The 25897-nt window shown below is 66.8% G+C and carries 26 protein-coding genes; 21 read left to right on the forward strand and 5 right to left on the reverse strand.

The genetic code is table 11. The features are described from left to right. Positions 1-102 precede the first annotated feature (102 nt). Entirely contained in the window at positions 103-561 is a 459-nt protein-coding gene (gene ndk / locus KBZ14_RS05305; protein WP_255117267.1) for a nucleoside-diphosphate kinase, read from the forward strand. A gap of 63 nt (positions 562-624) precedes the next feature. Here the strand turns inward: ndk and KBZ14_RS05310 are convergent, their stop codons facing one another. After that, positions 625-1734 (reverse strand): FAD-dependent oxidoreductase, encoded by a 1110-nt coding sequence (locus KBZ14_RS05310; RefSeq protein WP_255117268.1) that lies wholly within the window; start codon positions 1732-1734, stop codon positions 625-627. A 106-nt stretch (positions 1735-1840) separates the two neighbouring features. On the opposite strand from KBZ14_RS05310, the gene gatB reads away from it, so the two are divergent. After that, entirely contained in the window at positions 1841-3319 is a 1479-nt protein-coding gene (gene gatB, locus KBZ14_RS05315; RefSeq protein WP_255117269.1) for an Asp-tRNA(Asn)/Glu-tRNA(Gln) amidotransferase subunit GatB, read from the forward strand. Here gatB and coaE read toward each other — a convergent pair. Beyond that, positions 3309-3941: a dephospho-CoA kinase gene (gene coaE, locus KBZ14_RS05320; protein WP_255117270.1), complete on the reverse strand. Its 633-nt coding sequence runs from the start codon at positions 3939-3941 to the stop codon at positions 3309-3311. The genes gatB and coaE overlap by 11 nt on opposite strands. Before the next feature lie 60 nt (positions 3942-4001). On the opposite strand from coaE, the gene argJ reads away from it, so the two are divergent. From argJ to KBZ14_RS05340, 4 genes are read left to right on the forward strand one after another with little or no spacing between them, the layout of a single operon-like run. Continuing rightward, positions 4002-5231, forward strand: coding sequence for a bifunctional glutamate N-acetyltransferase/amino-acid acetyltransferase ArgJ (gene argJ, locus KBZ14_RS05325; RefSeq protein WP_255117271.1), 1230 nt, complete (start codon positions 4002-4004; stop codon positions 5229-5231). A 37-nt stretch (positions 5232-5268) separates the two neighbouring features. Beyond that, positions 5269-5733: a hypothetical protein gene (locus KBZ14_RS05330; RefSeq protein WP_255117272.1), complete on the forward strand. Its 465-nt coding sequence runs from the start codon at positions 5269-5271 to the stop codon at positions 5731-5733. Between the two features lie 34 nt (positions 5734-5767). Beyond that, the gene (locus tag KBZ14_RS05335) at positions 5768-6082 is read left to right on the forward strand and encodes a hypothetical protein (RefSeq protein WP_255117273.1); all 315 of its coding nucleotides are present in this window, start codon (positions 5768-5770) and stop codon (positions 6080-6082) included. Beyond that, positions 6082-7755, forward strand: a complete 1674-nt coding sequence (locus KBZ14_RS05340; RefSeq protein WP_255117274.1) for an ABC1 kinase family protein — start codon at positions 6082-6084, stop codon at positions 7753-7755. The genes KBZ14_RS05335 and KBZ14_RS05340 overlap by 1 nt, the downstream gene beginning before the upstream one ends. 3 nt (positions 7756-7758) lie before the next feature. Here KBZ14_RS05340 and eno read toward each other — a convergent pair whose 3' ends face one another. Beyond that, the gene (gene eno, locus KBZ14_RS05345) at positions 7759-9051 is read right to left on the reverse strand and encodes a phosphopyruvate hydratase (protein ID WP_255117275.1); all 1293 of its coding nucleotides are present in this window, start codon (positions 9049-9051) and stop codon (positions 7759-7761) included. 130 nt (positions 9052-9181) lie between these two features. On the opposite strand from eno, the gene gloA reads away from it, so the two are divergent. From gloA to rplL, 8 genes are all read left to right on the forward strand, one after another. Further along, entirely contained in the window at positions 9182-9583 is a 402-nt protein-coding gene (gene gloA, locus KBZ14_RS05350; RefSeq protein WP_255117276.1) for a lactoylglutathione lyase, read from the forward strand. Continuing rightward, a complete protein-coding gene (locus tag KBZ14_RS05355) occupies positions 9573-12374 on the forward strand; it encodes an ATP-dependent Clp protease ATP-binding subunit (RefSeq protein WP_255117277.1) in 2802 nt (933 codons plus the stop codon). Before gloA ends, KBZ14_RS05355 begins: the two co-directional genes overlap by 11 nt. Positions 12375-12436: 62 nt before the next feature. Continuing rightward, positions 12437-12700 carry a preprotein translocase subunit SecE gene (gene secE / locus KBZ14_RS15825; RefSeq protein WP_255117278.1) on the forward strand — a complete coding sequence of 88 codons (264 nt, stop codon included), beginning with the start codon at positions 12437-12439 and terminating at the stop codon, positions 12698-12700. Between the two features lie 42 nt (positions 12701-12742). After that, a complete protein-coding gene (gene nusG, locus KBZ14_RS05365; RefSeq protein WP_399210517.1) occupies positions 12743-13417 on the forward strand; it encodes a transcription termination/antitermination protein NusG in 675 nt (224 codons plus the stop codon). 181 nt (positions 13418-13598) lie between these two features. Next, the gene (gene rplK / locus KBZ14_RS05370; protein WP_255117279.1) at positions 13599-14024 is read left to right on the forward strand and encodes a 50S ribosomal protein L11; all 426 of its coding nucleotides are present in this window, start codon (positions 13599-13601) and stop codon (positions 14022-14024) included. Between the two features lie 50 nt (positions 14025-14074). After that, a complete protein-coding gene (gene rplA / locus KBZ14_RS05375; RefSeq protein ID WP_255117280.1) occupies positions 14075-14782 on the forward strand; it encodes a 50S ribosomal protein L1 in 708 nt (235 codons plus the stop codon). A gap of 311 nt (positions 14783-15093) precedes the next feature. After that, complete coding sequence (gene rplJ, locus KBZ14_RS05380) at positions 15094-15627, forward strand: 50S ribosomal protein L10 (protein ID WP_255117281.1); 534 nt, start codon at positions 15094-15096, stop codon at positions 15625-15627. Positions 15628-15695: 68 nt separating this feature from the next. Further along, a complete protein-coding gene (gene rplL / locus KBZ14_RS05385) occupies positions 15696-16079 on the forward strand; it encodes a 50S ribosomal protein L7/L12 (RefSeq protein WP_255117282.1) in 384 nt (127 codons plus the stop codon). Positions 16080-16356: 277 nt separating this feature from the next. Here rplL and KBZ14_RS05390 read toward each other — a convergent pair whose 3' ends face one another. Continuing rightward, complete coding sequence (locus tag KBZ14_RS05390) at positions 16357-17052, reverse strand: DUF3747 domain-containing protein (protein WP_255117283.1); 696 nt, start codon at positions 17050-17052, stop codon at positions 16357-16359. A 62-nt stretch (positions 17053-17114) separates the two neighbouring features. On the opposite strand from KBZ14_RS05390, the gene KBZ14_RS05395 reads away from it, so the two are divergent. From KBZ14_RS05395 to KBZ14_RS05420, 6 genes are all read left to right on the forward strand, one after another. Continuing rightward, positions 17115-17894, forward strand: coding sequence for a ribonuclease H family protein (locus tag KBZ14_RS05395; protein ID WP_255117284.1), 780 nt, complete (start codon positions 17115-17117; stop codon positions 17892-17894). Beyond that, positions 17887-19047, forward strand: coding sequence for a quinone-dependent dihydroorotate dehydrogenase (locus KBZ14_RS05400; RefSeq protein WP_255117285.1), 1161 nt, complete (start codon positions 17887-17889; stop codon positions 19045-19047). Before KBZ14_RS05395 ends, KBZ14_RS05400 begins: the two co-directional genes overlap by 8 nt. 46 nt (positions 19048-19093) lie before the next feature. Beyond that, positions 19094-20029 carry a type IV pilus biogenesis protein PilM gene (gene pilM / locus KBZ14_RS05405; RefSeq protein ID WP_255117286.1) on the forward strand — a complete coding sequence of 312 codons (936 nt, stop codon included), beginning with the start codon at positions 19094-19096 and terminating at the stop codon, positions 20027-20029. Further along, positions 20026-20736, forward strand: coding sequence for a PilN domain-containing protein (locus tag KBZ14_RS05410; RefSeq protein ID WP_255117287.1), 711 nt, complete (start codon positions 20026-20028; stop codon positions 20734-20736). Before pilM ends, KBZ14_RS05410 begins: the two co-directional genes overlap by 4 nt. Then, on the forward strand, positions 20733-21437 hold the full coding sequence (locus KBZ14_RS05415; protein ID WP_255117289.1) for a hypothetical protein: 705 nt from the start codon (positions 20733-20735) through the stop codon (positions 21435-21437). Before KBZ14_RS05410 ends, KBZ14_RS05415 begins: the two co-directional genes overlap by 4 nt. 72 nt (positions 21438-21509) lie before the next feature. Further along, on the forward strand, positions 21510-23762 hold the full coding sequence (locus KBZ14_RS05420) for a type II secretion system protein GspD (RefSeq protein WP_255117290.1): 2253 nt from the start codon (positions 21510-21512) through the stop codon (positions 23760-23762). Here KBZ14_RS05420 and KBZ14_RS05425 read toward each other — a convergent pair. Beyond that, on the reverse strand, positions 23759-24577 hold the full coding sequence (locus KBZ14_RS05425) for a pentapeptide repeat-containing protein (RefSeq protein WP_255117291.1): 819 nt from the start codon (positions 24575-24577) through the stop codon (positions 23759-23761). The two genes, KBZ14_RS05420 and KBZ14_RS05425, sit on opposite strands and share 4 nt — an antisense overlap. Before the next feature lie 95 nt (positions 24578-24672). On the opposite strand from KBZ14_RS05425, the gene KBZ14_RS05430 reads away from it, so the two are divergent. Beyond that, the gene (locus KBZ14_RS05430) at positions 24673-25770 is read left to right on the forward strand and encodes a pyridoxal phosphate-dependent aminotransferase (RefSeq protein WP_255117292.1); all 1098 of its coding nucleotides are present in this window, start codon (positions 24673-24675) and stop codon (positions 25768-25770) included. The last annotated feature ends 127 nt before the right edge of the window (positions 25771-25897 follow it).

The raw sequence follows: 25897 nt of genomic DNA on the forward strand, positions 1-25897 counted from the left end.
AGGGACCGGCGCCAGCGCGGCCAGGCCAGCCAACGGCACGGGTGCTTGCCAACCGGCAGGGCGGCCGCAGACGATGGGCCGGATCTATTGGTTTGTTGATCCATGGCCGCTGAACGCAGCTTCGTAGCCATCAAGCCCGATGGCGTTCAGCGCGGTCTGGTGGGTGAGATCCTTGGCCGCTTCGAGCGCAAGGGCTTCAAGCTGGTGGGCCTGAAGCAACTCACCCCCAGCCGCGAGCTGGCCGAGGCCCACTACGGCGTGCACCGCGAGCGCCCCTTCTTCGCCGGCCTGGTGGACTTCATCACCTCCGGCCCTGTGGTGGCGATGGTGTGGGAAGGCGATGGTGTGATCGCCAGCGCCCGCAAGCTGATCGGTGCCACCAAGCCCCTGGAGGCTGAGCCCGGCACCATCCGCGGCGACCTGGCCGTGAACATCGGCCGCAACGTGATCCACGGCTCCGATGCTCCCGAGACCGCCCAGTTCGAAATCGGCCTGTGGTTCCAGCCCGCTGAACTGAGCGACTGGACCCCCTCCGACCAAGGCTGGCGCGTCGAGGCCTGATCGGCCCCAAGGGGTGCCCTCGAGCCCCTGCCTTGCGGCGGGGGCTTTCTTGTGGGCTAGGGCTCAGCGAAAGCGATCCCAGCGAAACCGCTCCAGCTGCCGCGTCTGCGCGGGATCCGGCCCTGCAGGGCTCAGGGCTGCCGCCAGCAGCTCGGCGGTGATGGCGGCCAGCAACACGCCGTTGCGGTGGTGGCCGGCGGCCAGCCACAGCCCCGGAATCCCACTGGTGCCCAGCAGCGGCCCCTCATCGGGGGTGCAGGGCCGAAAGCCCCACCAGCGTTCCATGGGTGGCCAGCTGGTGGCGGCGGGCAGCAGGGCGGCGATGCCCTCCTGCAGCTGGCGTTGGCCAGCGGGGGTGAGTCCTTCGCTGAACCCTGCCTGGGCTTCGCTGGTGGCACCCACCACCAGTAGGCCGTCCTCCCGTGGCACCAGATAGGTGCCCGGCCCGAAGATCACCCGCTGCAGGGCCTCGCGGGGCCCTTGCAGAGACAGCATCTGTCCCTTCACCGGGGCAATCGGCAGTTCGGGGAGCAACTGGGTGCTCCAGGCCCCGCAGGCGAGCACCGCCTTGGTTGCCGCCAGGCACTGCTCGTCGCCCTCGGCGGTGCGCAGGCGCACGCCCTGGAGTGCTCCGGTCGCGCCCTGCTCCAGGCTCAGCACCTCGGCTCCTTCCTGGAAGGTCACCCCCAGGCCCACGCAGGCCCTCTCCAGCGCACGCATCAGTCGGCGGCGGTTGTCGATCTGACCGTCCTGCGCGAACAGCAACCCCGCTGGCCAGCCCTCGCCGATGCCGGGGATCTCCCGGGCCAGATCGACACGGTCGAGGGACTGGCCGAAGGGGGCGGTGGGGTAGGCGTCCCGTTCGGCGGCTGAGCGGAACGGCACCACGATGCCGCAGGGCCGGAGCCCGCAGCGCAGGCCGCTGTCGGCCTCGATCTGCTCCACCCAGGCCGGAATCCGTTCCAGGCTGCGCTGGCCCAGCTCCAGCAGATCGCCGCTGAGCCCTTCGGCGTGGGGTGCCAGCATTCCCGCAGCCACGAAGCCCGCCGCCTCACTGCGGCGGCGGCTTAGCACCAGCACCCGGTCTCCCCGGCGGGCCAGCTGGTGGGCGATGGCCAGGCCCATCAGGCCGCCACCAAGGATCAGCACCGGTTCCGGGTTGGCCGCTGCCATGGCCACAACGTCTGTTCAGGCTGGTCTCAGTGTTTCAGCTCAGCGGCTCAACGGGCTGGCCCCGCTTCCATAGGATCGGGCCACGCCCAGGAGTTGGAGATCGCAGATGGCAGCGGCAGCACAGGCCGAGTGGGAAGCCGTGATCGGCCTGGAGACCCACGTGCAGCTGGGCACCAACAGCAAGATCTTCACCAGCGCCTCTACCACTTTCGGCGACGACCCCAACACCCACATTGACCCGGTGGTGTGCGGTTTGCCCGGCACCCTGCCGGTGTTGAACCAGAAGGTGTTGGAGTACGCCGTGAAGGCCGCCATGGCCCTCAACCTGAACATTGCGGAGCACAGCAAGTTCGACCGCAAGCAGTATTTCTATCCGGATCTGCCCAAGAACTACCAGATCTCCCAGTACGACGAGCCCATTGCCGAAGAGGGCTGGATTGAGGTGGAGGTGGCGGAGAAGGGCAGAGACACTTACCTCAAGACCATCGGCATCGAGCGCCTGCACATGGAGGAGGACGCCGGCAAGCTCGTGCACGCCGGCAGCGACCGCCTGGCCGGCTCCACCCACTCCCTGGTGGACTACAACCGCGCCGGCGTGGCCCTCGCCGAGATCGTGAGCAAGCCAGATCTGCGCACCGGCCGCGAGGCGGCGGAGTATGCCTCGGAGATCCGCCGGATCATGCGCTATCTGGGCGTGAGCGACGGCAACATGCAGGAGGGATCCCTGCGCTGCGACGTGAACATCTCCGTGCGCCGCGGCCCCGATGCCCCCTTCGGCACGAAGGTGGAAATCAAGAACATGAACTCGTTCTCCGCCATCCAGAAGGCATGCGATTACGAGATCCAGCGGCAGATTAAGGCCTACGAATCCGGCGAGCCGGTGGTGCAGGAAACGCGCCTCTGGGATGAGGGCAAGCAACTCACCAAGAGCATGCGCAGTAAGGAGGGCGCCAGCGACTACCGCTACTTCCCCGATCCGGATCTCGGCCCGATCGAGGTGAGCGCCGAGCAGCGCGAGGGCTGGCGCGCTGAGCTACCCGAGCTGCCGGCGGCCAAGCGCCATCGCTACGCCGAGACGCTGGGTCTCTCGATCTACGACGCCCGGGTGCTCACCGATGAGCGCCCGATGGCGGAATACTTCGAGGCCGCCGTGGCGGCCGGCGCCGATGCCAAGGGCGTGGCCAACTGGATCACCGGCGACATCGCCGCCCATGTGAACAGCAACCGCCTCTCCTACACCACCTTGCCCTTTCGCCCCGAGCAGCTGGCCGAGATGGTGCAGTTGATTGAGGCCGGTGTGATCAGCGGCAAGATCGCCAAGGAGATCCTGCCGGAGCTGCTGGAGAAGGGTGGTTCCCCCAAGGCGATCGTGGCGGAGCGGGGTCTGGGGATGATCAGCGACCCTTCGGCGATCACGGCGATCGTGGAGCAGCTGCTGGCGGCCCACCCCGAGGAAGTGGAGGCCTTCCGCGGCGGCAAAACCAAGCTGCAGGGCTTCTTCGTGGGGCAGCTGATGAAACAAACCGGCGGCAAGGCCGATCCCAAGCTCGCCAACCAGATCCTGATCCAGAAGCTCAACGGCTGAGCGGTCCTGCTGCAGGGTCCGTGAGGTCCTGGAGCAGGGTGTGCAGCTGCTCCAGCGACCCCCGGTTGTCGATCAGCTGATCCGCTAAGCCGCGCTTGCGGGCCATCGGCCATTGGCAGCTGATCCTCGCCCTGGCATCGGCGGCGCTGCTGTGATCGCGGTCCATCAGCCGTTGCAGCTGCTGGTTCTCCTCGCAGTCCACCAGCCACACCTCGCTGCAGAGGCCCTCCAGGTTGGCCTCAAACAGCAGCGGGATCATCAGCACCACCGCTGGTGCCGCCTTCAGCCGGTCGAGCTCCGTGGCAAAGCGGTGGCGCACGATCGGATGCACCAGCTGCTCCAGCCAGTGGCGCTCGGCCGGATCGCTGAACACCACGGCTCCCAGGGCGCGTCGGTCGATCCCGCCGCCGGCCGCTTGCACCCCTGGGCCGTGGCGGTTCAGCACCGCCTCGGAGGCCGCGGAACCCGGTGCCAGGGCCTCACGTGCAAACCCATCCGCATCCAGCAGTGGCAGGCCAGCCTGCTGCTGCAGCCAGCGGCCCACGCTGCTCTTGCCCGTGGCGATGCCGCCGGTGAGGCCGATGCGGCGTTGGGGGCCTTGCCAGCGGAGGGTCGCGGCCATGGCGATTTGGCGAGGGGCGGGGCGCTATTCCATGCTCAGGTTCGTAGCACAGGCCGCCCCGTGACCCATTCCTGGCACCCGATTCCCGGCGGCATCACCGCCCCCAGCGGCTTCGTGGCGGCGGGGATCACGGCGGGCTTGAAGGCCTCCGGCAATCCCGATCTCTCCCTGCTCCTGGCTCCGGAGGGGGCCGTGTGTGCCGGCACCTTCACCACCTCATTGGTGCGGGCCGCCTGTGTGGATCTCTGCGCTGAGCGGCTGGTGGCCAGCGGCGGCAAGGCCCGGGCGGTGCTCACCAATTCGGGCCAGGCCAATGCCTGCACGGGCGATCGGGGCCTGATCGACAGCCTGCGCGCCACCCAGGTTGTGGCCGATCTGATCGGCCTTGCGCCTGAGGAGGTGCTGATTTGCTCCACCGGCGTGATCGGCGTGCCGATTCCTATGGACACCCTCCTGGCGGGACTTGATCCCCTGGTGGCGGCCCTGGACCCGCAGGGGGGCGCTGCGGCGGCTCGAGCGATCCTCACCACCGATCTCGTGGACAAGCAGATCGCCCTTGAGGCGGATCTGGGCGGCCGTCGTGTGCGTATCGGCGGCATGGCCAAGGGGTCGGGAATGATCCACCCCAACATGGCCACCATGCTGGGCTATCTGAGCTGTGATGCCAGCGTGCCGGCCGATGTCTGGCAGCCGATGGTGAAGCGGGCGGTGGATCGTTCCTTCAATGCGATCACGGTGGACGGCGACACCAGCACCAACGACACGTTCCTGGCTTTTGCAGCCGGCGAGCCCTTAAGCCCAGGGCACTTCGACGCGCTGGAGGCCGGCTTGACGGCAGTGTCGCAACATTTGGCCAAGGCGATTGCCCGTGATGGCGAAGGTGCCACCTGCCTGCTGGAAGTCCAGGTGGAGGGGGCAGCCGATCACGCCGCTGCCCGCGCCATCGCGCGCACCATCTGTGGTTCCTCGCTGGTGAAGTGCGCCGTGCACGGCCGCGACCCCAACTGGGGCCGGATCGTGGCGGCGGCAGGCCGCGCCGGTGTGCCGATGGATCCTGAGGCCGTGGCCCTGTGGCTGGGGGAGCACCAGCTGATGGCGGCCGGTCAGCCCCTGGCCTTTGATCGTGCCGCCGCGTCCCAGTACATGCGCCAGCGTGGCGCCGGGGCCTACCTGCAGGACGACACCGTGGAGATCCGCCTGGTCGTGGGCAGCGGGGCTGGCGCGGGCCGTGCCTGGGGCTGCGACCTCTCCGACCAGTACGTGCGCATCAACGCCGATTACACGACCTAGGGCCAGAATGCGCCCATTCGGTGAGACCCAGCCATCCATGGCCCAGGCCCGACCCGCCGCTGTGGAGTCCCGTCGCCGTCGAGCGGGGTTGTGGCCGGGCCCTCTGGTGGCTGGTCTCTGTTTTGGTCTGGCCTACGGCATCACCCAGCGACTGTTCGCGTTGAACGTTGCTGATTGGGGGCAATCTGGCCAGGGCTTTGATGTGCAGCCCTTCCCGGGTACCTCCGCGGACAGCCTGAAATTGCGCTTTGGCGTCCCGGATGCCGATCTTCGAGGCGATTTGGAACGTCACGAGCTTGAGCGCCAGCAGGCTGACCAAGACACGCCCAAGACACAGCAGCCTGCCGGAGCGGATACTCCCGCTACTGACGACCTAACGGCCCCGGAGCCCATGGAGCTGCCTGATCCAGTGGATCTTGGGCCGCCGCCGCGGGCTGTGCAGGGTCCCCTGACTGCTCCGCCTGAGCCAGTTCCGCTGGCCCCTGCCGCTGGCCAGCCCTGATCTGCCACAGTTTGGCCATTCCCAATGGCCTGCCATGAGCGCGCCCCAGACCCTGGTTCAGGCCGCCCTCAATCGCTTCACGGCTCGCCTGGGCAGCGGTCTTGCCGATGCAGCGGCCAGCCTGGCTGTGCTTGTCCAGGACGCCCCCGACAAGTTGCGCCAGGAGTGGCAGTTGTTCCTGGAGGAGGTGGAGCAGGAGGCCGAGCGCCTAGAGCAGCCCGAAGTGGAGGTTGCATCGGCCTCCACCCCCCCCTGGCCGGAGCCGGCTGCCGCTGATCCCCAGGAGCAGATCGACGAGTTGCGGGCCCAGGTGGCCCGGGTGGCTCGCCGGCTTGAGGATCGCTCCTGATGCCCGGTTTGCTGCACGGGCTGAGGGGCTTGCGGCGCTCCCTGCGCATCTGGCGCGCGGTGCTGCAGCTGCTGCTTGGCCTCTGGTGGGATGCCGCCAGCTGGACCTACCCCGGTGGCGTGAACGACGACAGGCGCGCCGCCCGCCAGCGCCGCCGCGCCCGCTGGCTCACCGCTGAGCTGTTGCAGCTGGGCTCGGCCTTCATCAAGTTGGGCCAGTTGCTCTCCGCCCGGCCTGATGTGCTGCCGGCCGGCTATGTGGAGGAACTGGCGCACCTGCAGGATCAGGTGCCCTCCTTCCCCTTCGGCACGGTGCAGGCGCTGCTGGAGCAGGAGCTAGGGGAGCGCTGCGCGGAGATCGTGGATCTTGAGGCGGTGCCCCTAGGGGCCGCCAGCCTGGCCCAGGTGCACCGGGCCAGCCTGCGCAGCGGTCGTCAGGTGGTGTTCAAGATCCAGCGCCCTGGGCTGGAACGCCTGTTCCGGCTGGATCTTGAGGTGTTGCAGCAGGTGGCGGCTGTGTTGCAGCGCCACCCCCGCTGGGGTGTGGGCCGCGACTGGGTGTCCATTGCCCAGGAATGCCGGCGGGTGTTGCTGCGGGAGCTCGATTTCCGCGTGGAGGCGGAGCATGCGGCCCGTTTTCGCCAGCAGTTTCTCGACGACCCGGGCATCCGCGTGCCGGCCGTGGTGTGGGAACTCAGTACCCGCCGGGTGTTGTGCCTCGACTATCTACCTGGCATCAAGATCACCGACCGTCCGGCGCTGATCGAGGCCGGTATCGATCCTTCGGCGGTGGCGGAGAAGGGGGCCGCCAGCTACCTCCAGCAGCTGGTGCGCTTCGGCTTCTTCCATGCCGATCCCCACCCTGGCAATCTCGCGGTGGCGGCCGATGGCGCCCTCGTTTACTACGACTTCGGGATGATGGGGCAGATCTCCCAGCGACTGCGCAGCCGGCTGGGACGCATGGTGACTGCCGCCGCCGCCCGCGATGCCTCCTCCCTCGTGCGTGAGCTGCAGGCTGCCGGGGTGATTGCCGAGGGCATCGATGTGGGCCCGGTGCGGCGGCTGGTACGCCTGATGCTCGCCGAGGCCCTCACCCCGCCCTTCTCCTCCAACGTGATCGCCAAGTTGTCGGGTGATCTCTACGACCTGGTGTACGGCCAGCCCTTCCGTCTGCCGCCCGAGCTGATCTTCGTGATGCGCGCCCTCTCCACCTTTGAGGGGGTCGGCCGCAGCCTCGATCCCGGCTTTAGTTTGGTGGCGATTGCCCGTCCTTACCTCCTGCCTCTGATGACTGCCAGCGGTAACGGGCCCAACGATCTTTTCAACCAGCTGGGCCGTCAGGCCGTGGAGGTGGGCACCCGGGCCCTCGGCTTGCCCCAGCGGCTGGAGGACAGCCTCTCGCGCATCGAGCAGGGCGACTTGCAGGTGCAGATCCGTGCTGGGGAAACCGATCGCCTGCTGCGTCGCCTGGCCATGAGTCAGCAGACCGCCGGTCAGGCGGTGTTGCTGGGGGCCCTGGCGGTGGCCGCTGCCCTGCTGGCTGCCAGTGCACGCCCGGCCCTCACGGCCATCCCCTTGGTGTGCGGGCTGCCGGTGGGGCTGAGCTGGCTCAAGCTGCAGGCGCGCCTGCGCCGTGACAGCCGCCTGGAGAAGCTGCCGGGCGCTGGCGGCTGAGCTTCAGGCCTTGCCGCGGGGGCCGCGATCCTCCGCTCCGGCGTACACGGCTTGGCTGCCCAGTTCGTCTTCGATGCGGAGCAGCTGGTTGTACTTGGCCACGCGCTCGCTGCGGCTCAGCGACCCGGTCTTGATTTGGCCGGCGCGGGTGGCCACTGCCAGGTCGGCAATGGTGGTGTCTTCGGTTTCACCGGAGCGGTGGCTGATCACGCTGGTGTAGCCGGCGCGGCCAGCCAGATCAATGGCCTGCAGTGTTTCCGTGAGGGAGCCGATCTGGTTCACCTTGATCAGGATCGAGTTGGCCACGCCTAGGTCGAGACCCCGCTGCAGTCGGGCGCTGTTGGTCACGAACAGGTCGTCGCCCACCAGCTGCACGGTCTTGCCGAGTTTTTCGGTGAGGAGGGCCCAGCCGTCCCAGTCGTCCTCGGCTACGCCATCCTCGATCGACACGATCGGGTAGCGGCTCACCAGCTTGGCGAGCTCGTCCACCATCTCGGCGCTGCTGAAGCTGCCGCCTCCGAAGGCATAGCGGCCGTCCTTGAAGAACTCCGTGCTGGCTACATCGAGGGCCAGGGAGATCTGATCGCCGGGCCGGTAGCCGGCCTTCTCAATGGCCTGCACCAGGATGTCGCCGGCGGCGTCATTGCCCAGATCGGGGGCGAACCCACCCTCATCGCCCACGGCGGTGCTCATGCCGCGCTCCTGCAGCAGGCCCTTGAGGGTGTGGAACACCTCGGTGCCCATGCGCAGGGCCTCCCGGAAGCTGGGGGCGCCGTGGGGCACGATCATGAATTCCTGGAAGTCCAGGCTGTTGGCCGCGTGGGCTCCGCCGTTGATCACGTTCATCAGCGGCACCGGCAGCAGGTTGGCCATGGGGCCACCCAGATAGCGGTAGAGGGGTAGCCCCACGCCGTTGGCGGCGGCCCGAGCGGTGGCCAGGCTCACGGCCAGGATCGCGTTGGCGCCGAGGGCACTCTTGTTATCACTGCCGTCGAGATCAATCATCGCGGCATCCACGGTGCCCTGATCCAGGGCGCTTAGGCCGCAGAGGGCCGGCGCGATCTTCTCTTCCACATTGGCTACGGCCTTAAGCACGCCCTTGCCGCAGTAGCGGCTGCCGCCATCGCGCAGCTCACAGGCCTCGTGGGCGCCGGTGCTGGCACCGCTGGGCACGATGGCGCGGCCACTGGCGCCACCCTCGAGCATCACTTCCGCTTCCACGGTGGGAGTGCCACGGGAATCCAGCACTTCCCGGGCCACGATGGTGTCGATGACGAGGTCGAGGGTGTCGATCACAGCGGCCTTGGGTCTATGCCCAGGATCCTATGGGTCGCCCCTGCCGGGCCCGTTGTGCCCGTTGGCACCGAACAGGGCTCCTGGCTGACAGGGCTCGTCAGAATGGACGTCCGGCCGGACTGCTCCGTTCATGCGCTTGCTCCACACGATGCTGCGGGTTGGAAACCTGGAGCGTTCGCTGGCCTTCTATACCGACGTGCTGGGCATGCGCCTGCTGCGCCGCAAGGATTACCCCGGTGGCCGTTTCACCCTGGCCTTCGTGGGCTATGGCGACGAGCGTGATCACACGGTGCTCGAACTCACCCACAACTGGGACACCAGCCACTACGAGATCGGCACGGGCTATGGCCACATTGCCCTCGGGGTGGATGACATCCAGGCGGTGTGTGAGGACATCCGGGCTAAGGGCGGCAAGGTGGTGCGTGAGCCCGGTCCGATGAAGAACGGCACCACGGTGATTGCTTTCGTGGAAGATCCCGATGGCTACAAGGTGGAGCTGATTGCGATGGGGTCCCGGTCCGATGCAGCCTGATCCCGCCATGCGCGGCAGCCTCACCAGTGAGCCCGAGCGCTTCAGTGATGCGGCCTGGGATCTGCTGCTGGTCAGTCAGGACCAGGCCCGTCGCTGGCGCCACGACCAGATGGATGTGGAGCACCTGCTGCAGGTGCTGCTGGGCGATCAGCGCTTTGCCGCCTGGGTGGATCGCCTGCCGGTGGATGCCAACCGGTTGCTCGACCGGCTCGATGACTTCTGCGCCGACCAACCCACCAGCAAAGGCCGTGAGCTCTTCATCGGTGAAGCCTTGGAGGACGTGCTGGAGGCTGCCGATCGGCGGCGGGCCAGTTGGGGCTCTCGCTTGTTGGACATTCCCCACCTGCTGTTGGCCCTGCTGGAGGAGCCCCGGATCGGCCAGGCGCTGCTGGCCGATGAAGGCCTGAGCGAAGACCTGTTGCTGCGGCAGTTGCGGGCTCCGGTGGCTTCAGCTGCACCCCCGGCACCCTCTGCGTCGCGCCGGGCGCCCGCCATTCCGGCCCCGGGCGACGACTGGATCGATACGGGTGCGTCCACCCCCGTTCCCGCCGTGGCGCCACCGCCACCCCCGTCATCTGCGCCGCCAACGTCTCCGCCGCAGGACGACAACGGCCTGCGGCTGGAGCAGGAGCCCACGGCACTGGAACAGTTTGGTCGGGATCTCACCGCCGCCGCGCGGGCGGGCGAGCTCGATCCGGTGATCGGCCGCGACACCGAGATTCGTCGCCTGATTCAGGTGCTCTCGCGCCGCGGCAAGAACAATCCGGTGCTGATCGGCGAGCCCGGCGTGGGCAAGACCGCCATCGCTGAACTGCTGGCCCAACGCATCGTGGCCGGCGAGGTGCCCGATGCCCTCAAGGGCCTGCGCCTGATCGGCCTCGACCTGGGGGCCCTGATCGCCGGCGCCAAGTTCCGCGGCCAGTTTGAGGAGCGCCTGCGCACGGTGCTCAAGGAGGTGCGCGAGGCGGAAGGGGCGCCTGCCAATGGCGTGATCCTGTTCATCGATGAGCTGCACACGGTGGTGGGCTCCGAGCGCTCTGGCAGTGATGCAGGCAGCATCCTCAAGCCGGCCCTGGCCCGCGGCGACCTGCGCTGCATCGGGGCCACCACCCCCGAGGAGTTCAGCCGCAGCATCGAGAAGGATCCAGCTCTGAACCGGCGCTTTCAGCAGGTGCTGATCAAGGAGCCGGGCATCGAGGAGAGCACCTTGATCCTGCGGGGGCTCAAGGAGCGCTACGAGCTGCACCACGGTGTGGCGATCACCGATGGGGCGGTGGTCGCGGCCGCCCGCCTGGCGGATCGCTACATCGCCGATCGCTGTCTGCCGGATTCCGCCATCGACCTGATCGATGAGGCCGCCGCCCAGCTGCGCATGGAGGTGACCTCTAAGCCGCGGCTGGTGGAGGAGGCCGAGAGCGAGCTGCGGTGTGTAGAGCTCGCCCTGCTCTCGGCCGAGGGGGCTCCCATGGCCGAGCGGGTGCAGCTGCAGGACCAGCGGCGGATCGCCACCGAGCAACTGCAGCAGCTGCAGCTGCGCTGGCAGGCTGAACGGGAGCAGCTGGCGGAGCTGCGGCAGCTGCTCGCCGACGATGAATCCCTGCGCCTGCAGATCGCCGAGGCGGAGCGCGCTGGCGATCTGGAAGAGGCGGCGCGGCTCCAGTACGACCAGCTCCATGGTGTCCAACAGCGCCGGGCCCAGTTGGAGGCGGAACTGCAGGCCAACCAGGAGGGCGGTCAGTCGCTGCTGCGGGAGCAGGTCGAAGAGGGTGATATTGCCGATGTGGTGGCCCGCTGGACCGGCATTCCGGTGCAGCGGCTGATGGCTGGTGAGCGCCAGAAACTGCTGGAGCTCGAGGCACGGCTGGGCGAGCGGGTGATCGGCCAGCCCGAGGCGGTGGCGGCGGTGGCCGCGGCGATTCGCCGGGCCCGGGCCGGCATGAAGGATCCGCGCCGACCGGTGGGCTCCTTCCTGTTCCTGGGCCCCACCGGCGTGGGCAAGACCGAGCTGGCCAAGGCCCTGGCGGCCGCCCTGTTTGACGAGGAGGAGGCCCTGGTGCGGCTCGACATGAGCGAATTCATGGAGCGCAATGCTGTGGCCCGGTTGCTGGGGGCTCCCCCCGGTTATGTGGGCTACGAGGAGGGTGGCCAGCTCACCGAGGCCGTGCGGCGGCGGCCCTACGCGGTGTTGCTGCTGGACGAGGTGGAGAAGGCCCACCCGGATGTGTTCAATGTGTTGCTGCAGGTGCTCGACGACGGCCGCCTCACCGACTCCCAGGGCCGCACGGTGGACTTCCGCCACACGGTGGTGGTGATGACCAGCAACCTGGCCAGCCGCGCCATCCTCGACAGCGCCCGCTCCAGCGACGGGGAGCCCCAGGCCCGGGAGGCCGCCCTGGCGGAGGCCGTGGACCAGGCCCTCGCCAGCCAGTTCCGGCCAGAATTCCTTAATCGCATCGACGAGACCATTCGCTTCACGCCCCTGCAGCCCGCCGATCTGGCGCGGATCGTGCGCTTGCAGTTGGCGGAGTTGGCGGAGTTGCTGCGGGAGCAGAACCTGGAGCTCCAGGTGGATGAGGAGGTGGTGGCAGCCCTGGCCGTTCAGGGCTACGAGCCCGAATACGGTGCCCGGCCCCTGCGGCGCCTGTTGCGCCGGCGCATTGAGAATCCCCTGGCCACGGAGCTGCTGGAGGAGCGCTTTGGAGCGGCGCGGGGCGTGCGGGTGGGCGCCGTGCCCGGGGCCGATGCGCTGGCCTTCACGCCCCTCGTGGATGGGGGGGGCAACGTCCGGTAGGGTGGCTGTTTGCTTGTTCTTGTCGCCCTGTGGCGGCCTGAACATCCCGGCGACCCCCCTGAGTGGACTCCCAGACCGACCCACGCCCAGCCGCTGATTCGGCGCCCTCCGCCGAGCCGGCCCCCGCCACGGCAACGTCTAGCGACGCTGCCAAGCCTGGTTTTGTGGCCTCCACCGTGGAGGAGCTCCGCAAAGTGGTCTGGCCCAGCCGCCAGCAGCTGTTCAGTGAGTCGGTGGCTGTGATCCTGATGGTGACGCTGTCGGCCTTTGCCATCGCCGCGATCGATCGCTTCTACAGCTGGGCCAATACCCAGGTGTTCCGCTGAGTTTCCAGCTGTCTGTTCCCCATACCTCCCTTCCCACGCCCTGTGTCCGACGTCGACCTGATCACTGACGAATCCCCCTCTGTCGATCCGGTTGACGGCGGAGAGGCCGTGCTGGATCTGGCCGCCGCTGCTGCCCCGGCCGAGGGTCGGGCGCCCGTGGCCCGCTGGTACGCCGTTCAGGTGGCCTCCAGCTGTGAGAAGAAGGTGAAGGCCACCCTGGAGCAGCGCGCCGTGACCCTCGGCGTGGACAACCGCATCCTCGAGATCGAGATCCCCCAGACCCCGGCGGTGAAGATCAAAAAGGACGGCAATCGCACCAGCACGGAGGAGAAGGTGTTCCCCGGCTACGTCTTGGTGCGCATGGTGCTGGATGAGGACACCATGATGGCCGTGCGCAGCACCCCCAACGTTATCAACTTTGTGGGGGCGGAAGATCGCCGTGCCACCGGCAAGGCCCGCGGCCACATCAAGCCCCGGCCCCTCAGCCGCCAGGAAGTGGATCGAATCTTCAAGCGTGCCGCCGAGAAGAAGCCTGTGGTGAAGGTCGACCTCACCGAGGGCGATCAGATCCTGGTCACGGCTGGTCCGTTCAAGGACTTCCAGGGCGAGGTGATCGAGGTTTCCGGCGAGCGCAACAAGCTCAAGGCCCTGCTCTCGATCTTCGGCCGGGAGACCCCGGTGGAACTCGAGTTCTCCCAGATCAGCAAACAGAGCTGACCACCTGCGGCCGCCTCCCTGCGGAGGGCGGCCTTAGCGGGCTCCGTTCCGGAACCTGCCGCAGCGCCGACCCTGGGTCGGCGATCCGCAACACTCTCTCGTGTAGACAGTGTCCTCCCGCACTCCATTCCGGAGTGCAGTCCCGCACTCCCCTCGGGGAGTTCATTACGTAGCCCAGCCGATGGCCAAGAAAGTCGTAGCTGTGATCAAGCTGGCCCTCCAGGCCGGCAAAGCCAACCCCGCGCCGCCGGTGGGCCCTGCCCTCGGTCAGCATGGCGTCAACATCATGGCGTTCTGCAAGGAGTACAACGCTCGGACGCAGGACAAGGCCGGTTATGTGATTCCGGTTGAAATTTCGGTCTTCGAAGACCGCAGCTTCACCTTCATCACCAAGACCCCTCCCGCTTCCGTGCTGATCTCCAAGGCAGCCGGCATCGAGAAGGGCGCCGCCACCTCCGCTAAGGGTGCTGTGGGCGCCATCAGCCGCTCCCAGCTCGAGGAGATCGCCAAGACCAAGCTGCCCGACCTCAACTGCACCAGCGTCGAGTCGGCCATGCGCATCATCGAAGGCACCGCCCGCAACATGGGCGTCGCCGTTAACGACTGATCCACCACTACCGGGGGAGACCGCACGGTCGTCCGCACCCCATCCTTGCCATGCCCAAAATTTCCAAGCGTTTTTCCGCTCTCGTCAACAAGGTCGAAGACCGCACCTACACCCCGCTGGAAGCAGTGGAACTGGTGAAGGCCAACGCCACTGCCAAGTTCGACGAGACCCTTGAGGCCCATGCTCGTCTGGGCATCGACCCCAAGTACACCGACCAGCAACTGCGCACCACCGTGGCCCTGCCCCACGGCACCGGTCAGAGCATCCGGATTGCCGTGATCGCTCGCGGTGAAAAGGTGGCTGAGGCCAAGGCCGCTGGTGCCGACCTCGCCGGTGATGACGAGCTGGTGGAGACCATCGCCAAGGGCGAGATGGAGTTCGATCTGCTGATCGCCACCCCAGACATGATGCCCAAGGTGGCCAAGCTCGGCCGCGTGCTGGGCCCCCGGGGCCTGATGCCGAACCCCAAGGCCGGCACTGTGACCACCGATCTCGCTGGTGCCATCAACGAGTTCAAGGCCGGCAAGCTCGAGTTCCGCGCCGATCGCACCGGCATCGTGCACGTGCGGTTCGGCAAGGCCAGCTTCGATGCGGCCAAGCTGCTTGACAACCTCAAGGCTCTGCAGGAAACCATCGACCGCAACAAGCCCAGCGGCGCCAAGGGGCGTTACTGGAAGAGCCTCTACATCACGTCCACCATGGGTCCCTCGGTGGAAGTGGATGTGGCTGCCCTGCAGGACATCAAGCAGGAGGGCTGAGTCGCCCACACCACCGCGCGTTTGCGGTCTTGCCCCATGCCTGTCCACGATAGGCATGGGGTTTTCTCTTGGTGACGGCCGGCCTACCGCCGTGTACTATTTCAAACTGGCTTAGGCCAGAAGGGCACGCGCCCAACCCCAGACAGCAGGTGGGCTTTGTTGCCCGTAAGTCCTGCCGAGGACAACGCGACAGGTTTTTGCCCCTAGGGATTTTTGTCCTGATTGGGAGCGGAGCATGCAGCGGCCTCGCCACCTTCCCGGTGTCACAGGGCCGCGTACCCGGCTTGTTCCCCCGATCCGTTCCACCTCCTATGGGCCGCACGCTGGAGAACAAGCAACAGATCGTCGAAGAGCTCAAGGGGCTCCTCGGTGAGGCCGAAATGGCGCTGGTTCTTGATTTCAAGGGCCTGTCCATCAAGGAGATGTCTGATCTGCGGACCCGTCTGCAGGCCAGCAACGGCATTTGCAAGGTGACCAAAAACACCTTGATGCGCCGTGCCATTGATGGCAACAGCGCTTGGTCGGAACTCGATTCCCTACTCACTGGCACCAACGCCTTCGTCCTGGTCAAGGGCGATGTTGGCGGTGCTGTGAAGGCCATTCAGTCCTTCCAGAAGGACACGAAGAAGTCTGAAGTGAAGGGCGGCCTTTTCGAAGGCAAGCTCCTCTCCCAGACCGACATCAAGGCCATTGGGGATCTGCCCTCCAAGGAGGTGCTCATGGCGCAGATCGCCGGTGCGATCAACGCCGTGGCCACCAAGGTTGCTGTGGGTATCAACGAAATTCCTTCCGGTCTTGCACGGGCGCTCAAGCAGCACGCCGATGGCGAGGGCAAGGCCTCCTGAGGCCTGCTCTGCTGAGCTCAACCGATCCTCACTGTTCAACCAAACAGATCTGTTGCTGATTCCCAACCATGTCTGCTACTACTGACCAAATTCTCGAGTCCCTGAAGACTCTCTCGCTGCTGGAAGCCTCTGAGCTTGTCAAGCAGATCGAAGAGGCCTTCGGTGTCTCCGCCGCCGCTTCTGCTGGCGTCGTGATGGCCGCTGCTCCTGCAGCTGCCGCTGAGGCTGTTGAAGAGAAGAGCGAGTTCGATGCCATCCTCGATGGTTTCGACGCCGCCGCCAAGATCAAGGTGCTGAAGGCCGTCCGCGAAGCCACTGGCCTCGGCCTGGGCGAAGCCAAGGCCCTGGTGGAAGGCGCTCCCTGCCCCATCAAGGAAGGTGTGTCCAAGGCTGACGCCGAGGCCATCAAGAAGGCCGTTGAAGAAGTGGGCGGCAAGGTCACCATCAAGTGATCGCCAGGGCGGGCCGCTCCGGCAGCCCGCCACCACGTCGTTCACCAGCCGGCTCCTGCGGGAGCCGGCTTTTTTGTGCTTCGGTCTGCCCAGCGCGGCCAATAAAAAAGCCCCGCCGACGGCAGGGCTTTGAGCAGGAACGCTTCTGGGAGTCTGTCCTCGTTTCGACCCCGGAAGTGGTGTCCCTCACTCCTCACACTCACAGATCATACCGTGAGAGAAAAACAACCAGCAAGGGGGGCGCATGCCGCAATCGCAACTGTCCGTGCCGGTTGGCTTATTCCCGGAAGGGGATCACCTCGAGGGCGATCGGGCCCTGGCTGATGCGGCCTGTGTCGTCGTTGTTGTTGCTGAGTGGCGGCGTGAGCGGGCGCAGCGGCACGCTGTTGGCGTTGGTCCTGCTTTGGCTGGCGGCAAGCAACTGGGCCAGGGGGGTGCCGTTGGCAAAATAGATGTGGCTGAGGGTCTGGCTGCCGTACACCCGGCGCTCCAAGGTCCAGCCGGGTTCGAGGCTGATGGGCACGAAGCCATCACGATCCCGTTGGTTCACGGTGCCGCGGCCCACCACCATCTCGTTGGCCTGGCTGGGGCTCATGGCCAGCAGCCGAAGGCTGGTGCCCTGCTGCTGCAGCCGCAGCCTGTAGCTGGTCGCGAGATCTTCCTGGCCGATGCGTAGTGAATAGCCGTTGCTGTCTAGGTAACGGCTACAGATGCCCGTGAAGTCGAAGCGGTTGAGGCTGGGATCCACCAGGCCGTCGGGCCGGGGTTCCCAGCAGCGCGGTGCGGCAGCGATTTGCTCGAGCACCAGCAGGGTCCAGTCGGTGCGGCCCACGGGCTTGCCCAGCACCGCGAAGCGCGTGCCATCCAGGCCCTGGCTGCTGAACAGGCCAGCCGCCAGGGCCTGGGGCTGCAGGGCCGCGGCCGTGATGCCGGCGAGGGAGAGGCCCAGGGAGGCCAGGTAGGTTCGCTTCATGGAGTGGTGTCCTCGACGCCGCCGGAGTAACGCGTTGTACCGGATTTTGTTGGAGCAGCCCAGTGGCGTCTAAGCCGCAATCCCCGCGGGTGGTGGCCGCCGCCTGTGATGGCGCCTGTAGTGGTAATCCGGGGCCCGGCGGCTGGGGATGCCTGCTGCGCTTCGAGGACGGCTCAGTGCAGGAGTTCGGGGCCCACGATCCGGCCACCACCAACAACCGCATGGAGCTCGCTGCCGCCCTCACGTTGCTGGAGAAGCTCAAGACGCTTCCCCGCCATCCGGATCTGACGATCCGGACCGACAGCAAATACCTGATCGATGGCTTCAGCAAGTGGATCAGCGGCTGGAAGCGCAAGGGCTGGCGTACGGCCTCTGGCAGCCCCGTGCTCAACCGCGACCTGTGGGAGGCCCTTGATGCCGCTCGCATCGCCGGTTTGCCCTTCACCTACGTGAAGGGTCACAGCGGCGATCCCGACAACGACCGCTGCGATGCCATCGCCGTGGCCTTCTCCAAGGGTGGCAAGCCCCAGCTGGCCCATGGGGAGTATGGCGGCCTGGTGCTGCCAGAGCCTGCGGCCACGGCCGATCAGGCGCCGCCGGCCCTGCAGCAGTTGCTCAGCCGCCTGGAGGTGGCCGATCGGTTGGCGGCCGGTGGCTACGGGCTCAGCCTGGTGGAGCTTGCCCAGCTGGTGGGGATGCCGCTCAAGAAGCTGGAGGTCAAGCAGGGCCCCTGGCCCTGGCGGGATTGGACTGTGGTGCCCTCGGCTGACGGCCGCTGGCGCTTGGAGCGTGGCGCGGCAGGATCGGGTGACGCGAGCAGCGGGGATGAAGGCCATGGCTGAGGCTGGAACCGGCGCCCTGTATCAGCGCTTCGTTGGGCCGCTGCTCAGTCGTGATGATGGCGCTGACGCCGAGCAGCTGAGCCAACTCACGCTCACCGCCTTGGGCCAGGCCTCGCTGCGGCGTCACTGGCCCCTGGTGAGCGGCAGCCTGGCCGGGCTCGGTGCCCAGCTGCAGCGCCGCGATCTGCGGCTAGAGCAGACCCTGTTCGGCTGCCGCTTCAGCAACCCCGTGGGACTAGCGGCCGGATTTGACAAGAACGCCGTGGCGGCCGGCATCTGGCATCTGTTCGGCTTCGGTTTTGCCGAGGTGGGCACCATCACCTGGCATCCCCAGACGGGTAATCCCAAGCCGCGCCTGTTTCGCCTGGCGGCGGAGCGGGCCGCCCTGAATCGGATGGGGTTCAACAACAACGGGGCCGAGGCGGCGCGTCGCACCCTGGAGCGCCAGGGGTTGCCCCCCGCCGGCCAGCGGCCGGCCGTGCTGGGCATCAACCTGGGCAAATCCAAGATCACGCCCCTGGATCTGGCGCCCGACGACTACGCCTCCTCCCTGGAGCTGCTGGCGTCGCTGGCCGACTATGCCGTGATCAACGTGAGCTCGCCCAACACCCCAGGACTGCGCGAATTGCAGGACGAGAGCCAGCTGCGGCGGCTGGTGGAGCGCCTGCGGCGGCTGCCTGCCTGCCCGCCGTTGCTGGTGAAGATCGCCCCCGACTTGGAGGATGAGGCCATCGATGCGATTGCCCGCCTGGCCTACGAGGAGGGCCTGGCCGGGTTGATTGCTGTGAACACGAGCCTCAACCGCCTGGGCCTGGAGGGGCGCCGCATCGCCCAGAGCGGCAAGACCCTCGGCGAAGAAGCCGGTGGCCTCAGCGGAGCCCCCCTGCGGGCCCGGGCCCTGGAGGTGATGCGTCGGCTGCGGGTCACCGCTGGGCCTGGCTTGCCCCTGATCGGCGTGGGCGGGATCGATTCCCCGGAGGCGGCCTGGGAGCGGATCACGGCCGGGGCTTCGCTGATTCAGCTCTATACGGGTTGGATCTATACCGGCCCCGAGCTGGTGCCAGCGATTCTTGAGGGCCTGAGCCAGCAGCTCGATCGCCATGGTTTCCGCAGCATCAGCGAGGCGGTGGGCAGTGGTGTGCCCTGGCAGTAGGTGATTTCGGCGATAACTTTTCGGTAGACGGGAGTCAAGGGCGTTGTTGCTCGCTGGAGTTCAGGAGCGTCTGGCCCCCTTTCAGGCCTGGTTATTCCCCAGGCGTGTGCTCCTGGAGTTGAGTGATCAGGCCATCACGGCCATGGCGCTGCGTCACGGCCAGGTGGTGTGGCTCGAGCGCATTCCCTTGCCTGAAGGCCTGTGCCAGGGGGGCGAGCCCCAGCAGCCCGAGGCCCTTGGCGACCTGATCGGCGATCTGCTGATTGAACGGGGGTGGGCCCTGGCCCATGTGCGGGCCCTTTTGCCAGCGGCGGCAAGCCATTGCCGCCTGGTGCAATGGCCAGACGGCCAATGGCCTGCTGATCCGGAGGCCGTGCTGCTGGAGCGCCAGGCGCAGCTGGCCCTGCCGGTTCCCCTGCAGGAGGCTGATCTGCGCCTGGTGCCGCTGGCGTTGGAACCGCCCACCTCACTGCTGGTGGCGGTGCCCGCCGATCTGCTGGAGGCCTGGATTGCGGTGTTCGCCACGGCGGGGGTGGCGTTGGATGGGCTGGAGGCTGCGCCCCTGTGCCTGTGCCGCGGGGTGGAGCCACTGTTGCGTGATGCTCCCGGTGATCAGCTCACCGCTTTGGTGGAGCTGGGCGCCCAGGGCAGCCAGCTGCTGCTGGTGCGCCAGGGTCTGCCGGTGTACGAGCGGCGCTGGCCCGCTGCCCTGGAGCCCGCAGAGCTGGCTGCTCAGATCCGCCAGTGTCTGAGCTTCTGGCGCCAGCAGGATCCCGGAGCGGCTCACTTGCAGGTGCTGCTGCATGGCCCCCGGGCGGCCGCCCCTGGCTTTGCCGCGGCCCTGCAGACTCCGGCCAGCGTGGTGGATCCCCTGGCCCTGGGGTGGTTGCAGCCCGCAGAGAGGGCCCGATCCAGTGCAGCGCCGGCTGGCGTGGAGTTGCTGGGGCTCTGGGGGCTGGTGATGGCGGAGCAGAGCCCATGAGCGGGATGCTGCCGGGTTCTCTGGATCTGCTGCACCAGCGGCGCCTCGAGCGGGGTCTGCCGCCTGAGGGCCCTGCCCTGGTGTCGGCTCGGCGGTTGCTGCTGATCGGCGCCGCTGCGGGCCTCGGGGCTGTAGCGGCGGCCCTGCTGGTGTGGGCCTTCCTGGGGATGCGCCAGGGGCAGGTGTCGGCGGAGCTCGATGGCCTGCGGGCCATCCCTGCCGCCGTGCGCGGCCTGGAAGCCAAGGCCCAGGCGTCGCGGCTGCGGCTTCGCAAGTTGCAGGCCAGCAATGGGGCCCTGGCCAAGGGGCTGGTGGCCGTCTCCTCCGGTTCAGCCCTGGTCACGGAGCTGGCGGCGATCACCCCCGAGGGGGTGCAGCTCACCGAGGCGGTGGTGACCGGTTCGGCCCTGCAGCTCAAGGGCGTGGCCCGGGATCCGGAGGCGTTTCGGCGGGTGAATGCCCTGCAGCTGCTGCTGAAGCAATCGCCGTTGTTTGTGGCCGAGAGCGTGCAGGTGCTCAAGTTGGCGCGGGAGCAGGAGGCGGGAGGCACAGCGGCGAAAGGGGCGGTGCCGCTGGTGGCCTGGGAGCTGGCAGCTGAGTTTGCCCAGCTCAGCCCCGCGGCCCAGCGGAGCCTGCTGCAGCGGCTGGACGCCGATGGCATGGCCAGGCGCCTGCAGGTGTTGGCCCGGGCGGGGGTGCTGCCATGACCAACCTCACCCCCGGAGCCCAGCTCCGGCCCAGCCGGAAGCAGGTGTTGCTGGCTGCCCCGGCCCTGCTGGGGGTGCTGCTGGCCCTGGGTGTGGCTGCTGGCCTGGTTTGGCCGGCCTGGCGGCGCTTGCAGCAGGATCAGCGGGAGCTCAGTCAGCTGCATGAGCAGCAGCAGCGCCTCCCCCTGCTGCGCCGCCAGATCGCCAAGGCCCTGGAGAACGAGGAGCAGGGCCAGGCCATGAGGGAGCAGATCCTGGGGCTGATTGCCGGCAGTGGCGAGATCTCCACCTTCATGACCCAGCTGGCCGTGGAGGCCCAGAGCAGCGGAGTGCAGTTGGATGGCTATGAACCCGTGGTGATCCAGGCGGAGGCCCAGCCGAAGGGGGGTGCAACGCAGAGCCGGGAGCAGCAGAAGGAGGTGCCCAGGCCTACGGATCCGCTGCTGGCACCGGGCCTTGAGAAAACCACCCTGCTGCTCACGGCCCGGGGCACGGCTCCCCAATTGCAGGATTTCCTGAGGCGCCTGGAGGCCCTGAGCCTGCTGGTTGTGCAGAGCGATCTGAGCCTGAAGGCGGAGAGCCCAGAGCCGGGGGCGAAGACGTCCCAGACCAGGCGTGGGCAAACCAGCTTGAAGCTCAACCTTGGCCTCTATGCCAAGGGCGGTGAGCCCCCTGCGTTTCGGGCCGCCACACCGCCCTGAGCCAGGCACGCTCGCACTGGTGGCCAGCGGTGAGCACCGGTACCATCCGCCAAAACCCTGGTGTTCTCAAGCGTGGTGGTTCGTGGTCGTCACCGCCTGATCCTGGTCTTGCTGGCGGCAGGCGTTGCGATCAACCCGCTGCAGGCGGCGCCCCTGTCGGTGCAGCCGGCATCTGCCGCTGGGAGTGGCCCTCTGGCCCTCAGCCTGCGCCGTAGTACCGGGGCTGTGGAGATTGTGATTGAGGGCACGGGGCTAGCACCCGTGCTGCAACAGGGCACCACGGCCGGTGGTGGCTGGGCAGGGCAGTTGCGCACGGCCACGCCCTCTGGCCTGCGGCTGGGGCCCCAGCGCCTTTCGCTGCCGGAGGCGGGGCTGCAGCTGGTGAGCTTTCAGGGTTCTGGCAATACCTTTCAAATTCAAGTGGAACCGATGCCAGGTGCACCCTTGGGCCGGCCCGTGGTGAGTGCCGATGGTCGCAACCTGGTGATCACCTTCGCCACGGTGTCCCAGGTTTCTGAACAAACCGCGCGCCTGGATCTGCGTACACCGGGCGCCGTGCCGCAGCCCAGTTATGCACCGCCGCTGCAGCCCCGAGCCGTGGCGCCACCGCTGGGCGATATGGCGGTGGGGAGCATGGTGCTGCGCAATCGCAGCTTCCTGAATGTGAGTGGCCCGGCTGTCTCGATGACGATGCGCAATGCCCCGGCCCGTGATGTGTTGATGGCCTTGGCCCAGATGGGTGGCTATGGGTTTGTCTATGTGGATGATGTCGCGTCCACAGGCACCTCGCCGGCAGCTGGAGCGACAACGGGCACCGGATCCGCCATGCCACCGCAGGTCCGTCTAGTGTCCATTGCCTTTCGAGGGGAAAGTTATGCCAGAGCCCTGAATTCCGTATTGCTGGCGGCTGGCCTGCAGGGCAAGATGGAGGGGAATATGATCCTGGCCGGACCATCGGTGCTGGGTAAAACTTTCGGCGCTCAGCTGTCCAAGGTGTATCGCCTGAATCAGGCCACAGCGGCCTCGGCGGCAGACTATCTGGCCAGTCTCGGGGCCATGATCACGAAGGTGACACTGATCACCAACACGGTGAGCCAGGGACAGTCTCAGGCTAACCAGGTGGCCGGGGCACCCGACTCACAGCAGACGCAGACCCAGCGAATTACCACCACTGAAACCTATGGCGCCAGCGCCGGTCCATTGAAGGGGGTAACGGGTACAACCGATTCACGCCTGCAGACCATCACGTTGGTGGGAGATCCCCAGGTGGTTGCGGTGGCTGAGAGCTACCTCAGGCAAATTGATCTCCGCCAGAGGCAGGTGGCGTTGTCGGTGAGAATTTTGGATGTCACGCTCCGAAATGATGCAGATATTAAAAATAGTTTCGCCTTTCGCTATGGTAACAATTTTATTGTGAGTGAAGAGGGTCGTCTAATAGGCGCGTTCAACGATCGGCTGCCTCCGGCATTGGGTCAGTTTGATGCGATGAGTGGTGGGGCTTCAAGTGCTAAGCCTGTTTATGTTGGCAAGGATGAATCTAGCGTTGCTCGGTCTCCTTTGGCCCCCTCGCCCATCAATCCTTCGGCGGCATACTCGCCGAACAACTTTTATGATTTAGTTCGAGCCCAGGTGCAGTCAGAAAGCACGAAGGTTTTGGCTAGCCCAACGTTGATTCTCAGTGAAAATCCGGAGCCGATTCAGGGTGGTCAAGCCGTGGCTGCTGGCTCCGCTGGCGGTGATAATGCCGTCCTAAATACGGCATCCATTGGGCGACCATTTGCCAACGAATCCTTTGTGACTGTTGGAACCCAGGTGATTACGGATTACGCCGTCCAGGCGGGCCAAAACGGTGCTCCAAATACCTGCCAGCCTAAATTCGGCACTTCCGGCCTCACTTTCGGGGCGAAGGTCTCTAAGATTGATGATAATGGCTTTGTAACTTTCTCTCTGTCCCCGGCTGTTTCTGCGGTGGCTGATACCCCGCAGCAGATCCAGGGTTGTGGCAATGTCAGTATCCTAAGGGTCCGTCGTCTGGATACGGGCGATGTGCGTGTTCGTGATGGCCAAACACTTATCCTTACGGGTGTGATTGCCGATGAAGATAGGCAGGCGGTGACCAAATGGCCGGTTCTGGGAGATATCCCTTTTGTGGGTCAGTTCTTCCGCTCTTCTTCCAATGCTCGTCAGAAAAATGAGCTGGTGATTATGGTCACCCCGCGTATTGTTAATGATGGGGATGGCGGTGTCTATGGCTATGGCTATCGGCCGGCAACTCTCGACTCGCGCAGATTTCTGGCGGGGCCCCCTGCGGGTTCCGCTTTTTAGAGGCCTGTTGGTACTAAGGCCTTGGCGGCGATCGGAGCCAGAAATTGGAAGGCTGCCATCGCCCCGCCCAGGAGTTGAGCTCCTATGCCATTGCCCCCCTTGGCTTGTTTCGGAGGAGTTATGAGCTGTTTGGACGCCTTCTCAAGCTCGCTGGCTTGGGCGAGATCACCTGCTTGCCGGTAGAGCAAGGCGGCGTAGTTGAGATCCTGGGCTGCGAGTTGGTTGTTGCCCTGTTCGCTGCGGGTGATGCCTCGGGCTACCCAGCTGATGGCGGCATCGGGTTGTTTGCGGATTGCCTCACCGAAGAAGGTCTCTGCTTCGGGATGGCGTCCCTGTTGGGCGGCGGCCACGCCGGCGTTATGGAGCTCGGCGTAGCTCTGCTGGCTTGGGTTCACTCCACGGGCCTGTTGCCAGTGGCTGCGGCTCAGGGCCTGGGGATCCATGCGGGCGCCACTCAGATCGGAACGGCGGAGATCAGTGCCCTCCAAAGTGCTGCCGCGTAGGTCTGCCCCTCGCAGCGAGGCTCCTTCCAGGCTGGTGAAACTGAGATTGGCGCCCCGCAGATCGGCGCCATCCAGCTGGGCTCCACTCAGGTTGGCACGTTGCAACTGGGCGCCATTCAGCTGGGCATCCCGCAGATCCGCGTGCACTAGATCCGCATCCTGGAGCTTGCAGTTCTTGCAACTCCGCAGCTCCAGCAGTTGGATCAGCTGCTGGGGATTGGCCGCCACGGCAGGCCGGTTGAGCATCGCCCCAACGCCGGTTGCCAGGGGCAGCGACAGGGTCAGGGGGAGCAGGCGATGCAGCCGCGGCATCAGTTGGTCAAGGGGTACGCCGTTCTAACGGTCTTGGCGGTTGACGTCGATCCGGCACGATCCATCAGGCTGGTGTCCACTACAAGGCGTCGCCTGTGCCCGAGCCCCACGGCGGCAACCTCGATGCGGTGGCGCGGCGCTTGGGCTGCCGGCCCGATCAGCTGCTCGATGCCAGTGCCTCCCTGGTGCCCTTCGCCCCGCCACGGCTGCTCCGGCGGGCTCTGCGCCAGGCGGCTCTCAAGCCCTACCCCGATCGCAGCTACCGGTCCTTGCGAGCGGTGATCGCCACCCTGCATCGGCTGGATCCGGACTGGGTGCTGCCTGGCAATGGTGCGGCGGAGCTGTTCACCTGGGTGGCCCGTGATGCTGCTGCCGTTGGCCCAAGCCTGCTGCCGCAGCCGGGGTTCGCCGACTACCGGCGGGCCCTGCGCTGTTGGGAGGGCGCGGTGGAGCCCTGGCCGTTGCCGTTGGATTGGCGCGCTGCGGCTTCTGAAAACCTGACGCCATTGCCGCCGGCTGGCCCCGGCTCGGCCCGGGCCGTGTGGATCACCAATCCCCATAACCCCACCGGGCAGCTCTGGAGCCGCGCCAGCCTGGAGCCACTGCTCCGGCGCTTCGCGCTGGTGATCTGTGATGAGGCCTTTCTGCCCCTGGTGCCGGGGGGTGAGGCGCAGTCGCTGGTGCCGCTGCTGGCCAATCACCCCAACCTGGTGGTGATCCGCAGCCTCACCAAGCTGTTTGCCATTGCCGGTCTGCGGTTGGGCTATGCCCTCGGCGATCCGCAACGGCTGCGGTGTTGGGCCGCCTGCCGCGACCCATGGCCCGTGAACAGCCTGGCGGCCGCGGCTGGGGAGGCCCTGATGGGCCAGCCGCACCTCTATGACCACTGGTGCGCTCGCGTGCAGGCCTGGGTGGTTGGTGAGGGCGTCTGGTTGAACCAGCAGCTGCAGGCCATCCCTGGGCTGGAGCCGCTGCCGTCTGCCGCGAACTACCTGCTGGTGCGAGGTGGGAGGGACGCTCAGCCCTGCAGCCTGGAGCCCCTGCGCCAGCGGTTGGAGCAGCGCCATCGCATCCTGCTGCGCGATTGCCGTTCCTTCGAGGGGCTCGGCGAAAATTGGCTCCGCATCGGTTACCAGAGCCGCCGGAATAACCGCCGCATCATCCGGGCTCTACGCCAAGAGCTGGCCTGCTGAGGGGAAGGCGACTGCTGCGCCATCACGAGTCTTGGCCCATGGCCACGCCTGCACCTACGGGTTTCGTGGTGCCGGCCACTCCCTGGCTGGAGCCTCAGCGCTTGCCGGATGCCGTTGATCTGGGCCC

Source organism: Synechococcus sp. HJ21-Hayes, from assembly GCF_024345835.1.
In the GTDB taxonomy this organism is placed as follows: domain Bacteria; phylum Cyanobacteriota; class Cyanobacteriia; order PCC-6307; family Cyanobiaceae; genus Vulcanococcus.

Bases quoted from the DNA above. Each gene is read 5' to 3' on its own strand.
- ndk (WP_255117267.1), top strand. From the start codon at position 103: ATGGCCGCTGAACGCAGCTTCGTAGCCATCAAGCCCGATGGCGTTCAG.
- KBZ14_RS05310 (WP_255117268.1), bottom strand. From the start codon at position 1,734: ATGGCAGCGGCCAACCCGGAACCGGTGCTGATCCTTGGTGGCGGCCTG.
- gatB (WP_255117269.1), top strand. From the start codon at position 1,841: ATGGCAGCGGCAGCACAGGCCGAGTGGGAAGCCGTGATCGGCCTGGAG.
- coaE (WP_255117270.1), bottom strand. From the start codon at position 3,941: ATGGCCGCGACCCTCCGCTGGCAAGGCCCCCAACGCCGCATCGGCCTC.
- KBZ14_RS05330 (WP_255117272.1), top strand. From the start codon at position 5,269: ATGGCCCAGGCCCGACCCGCCGCTGTGGAGTCCCGTCGCCGTCGAGCG.
- KBZ14_RS05335 (WP_255117273.1), top strand. From the start codon at position 5,768: ATGAGCGCGCCCCAGACCCTGGTTCAGGCCGCCCTCAATCGCTTCACG.
- KBZ14_RS05340 (WP_255117274.1), top strand. From the start codon at position 6,082: ATGCCCGGTTTGCTGCACGGGCTGAGGGGCTTGCGGCGCTCCCTGCGC.
- gloA (WP_255117276.1), top strand. From the start codon at position 9,182: ATGCGCTTGCTCCACACGATGCTGCGGGTTGGAAACCTGGAGCGTTCG.
- KBZ14_RS05355 (WP_255117277.1), top strand. From the start codon at position 9,573: ATGCAGCCTGATCCCGCCATGCGCGGCAGCCTCACCAGTGAGCCCGAG.
- rplK (WP_255117279.1), top strand. From the start codon at position 13,599: ATGGCCAAGAAAGTCGTAGCTGTGATCAAGCTGGCCCTCCAGGCCGGC.
- rplA (WP_255117280.1), top strand. From the start codon at position 14,075: ATGCCCAAAATTTCCAAGCGTTTTTCCGCTCTCGTCAACAAGGTCGAA.
- rplJ (WP_255117281.1), top strand. From the start codon at position 15,094: ATGGGCCGCACGCTGGAGAACAAGCAACAGATCGTCGAAGAGCTCAAG.
- rplL (WP_255117282.1), top strand. From the start codon at position 15,696: ATGTCTGCTACTACTGACCAAATTCTCGAGTCCCTGAAGACTCTCTCG.
- KBZ14_RS05390 (WP_255117283.1), bottom strand. From the start codon at position 17,052: ATGAAGCGAACCTACCTGGCCTCCCTGGGCCTCTCCCTCGCCGGCATC.
- KBZ14_RS05400 (WP_255117285.1), top strand. From the start codon at position 17,887: ATGGCTGAGGCTGGAACCGGCGCCCTGTATCAGCGCTTCGTTGGGCCG.
- KBZ14_RS05410 (WP_255117287.1), top strand. From the start codon at position 20,026: ATGAGCGGGATGCTGCCGGGTTCTCTGGATCTGCTGCACCAGCGGCGC.
- KBZ14_RS05415 (WP_255117289.1), top strand. From the start codon at position 20,733: ATGACCAACCTCACCCCCGGAGCCCAGCTCCGGCCCAGCCGGAAGCAG.
- KBZ14_RS05425 (WP_255117291.1), bottom strand. From the start codon at position 24,577: ATGCCGCGGCTGCATCGCCTGCTCCCCCTGACCCTGTCGCTGCCCCTG.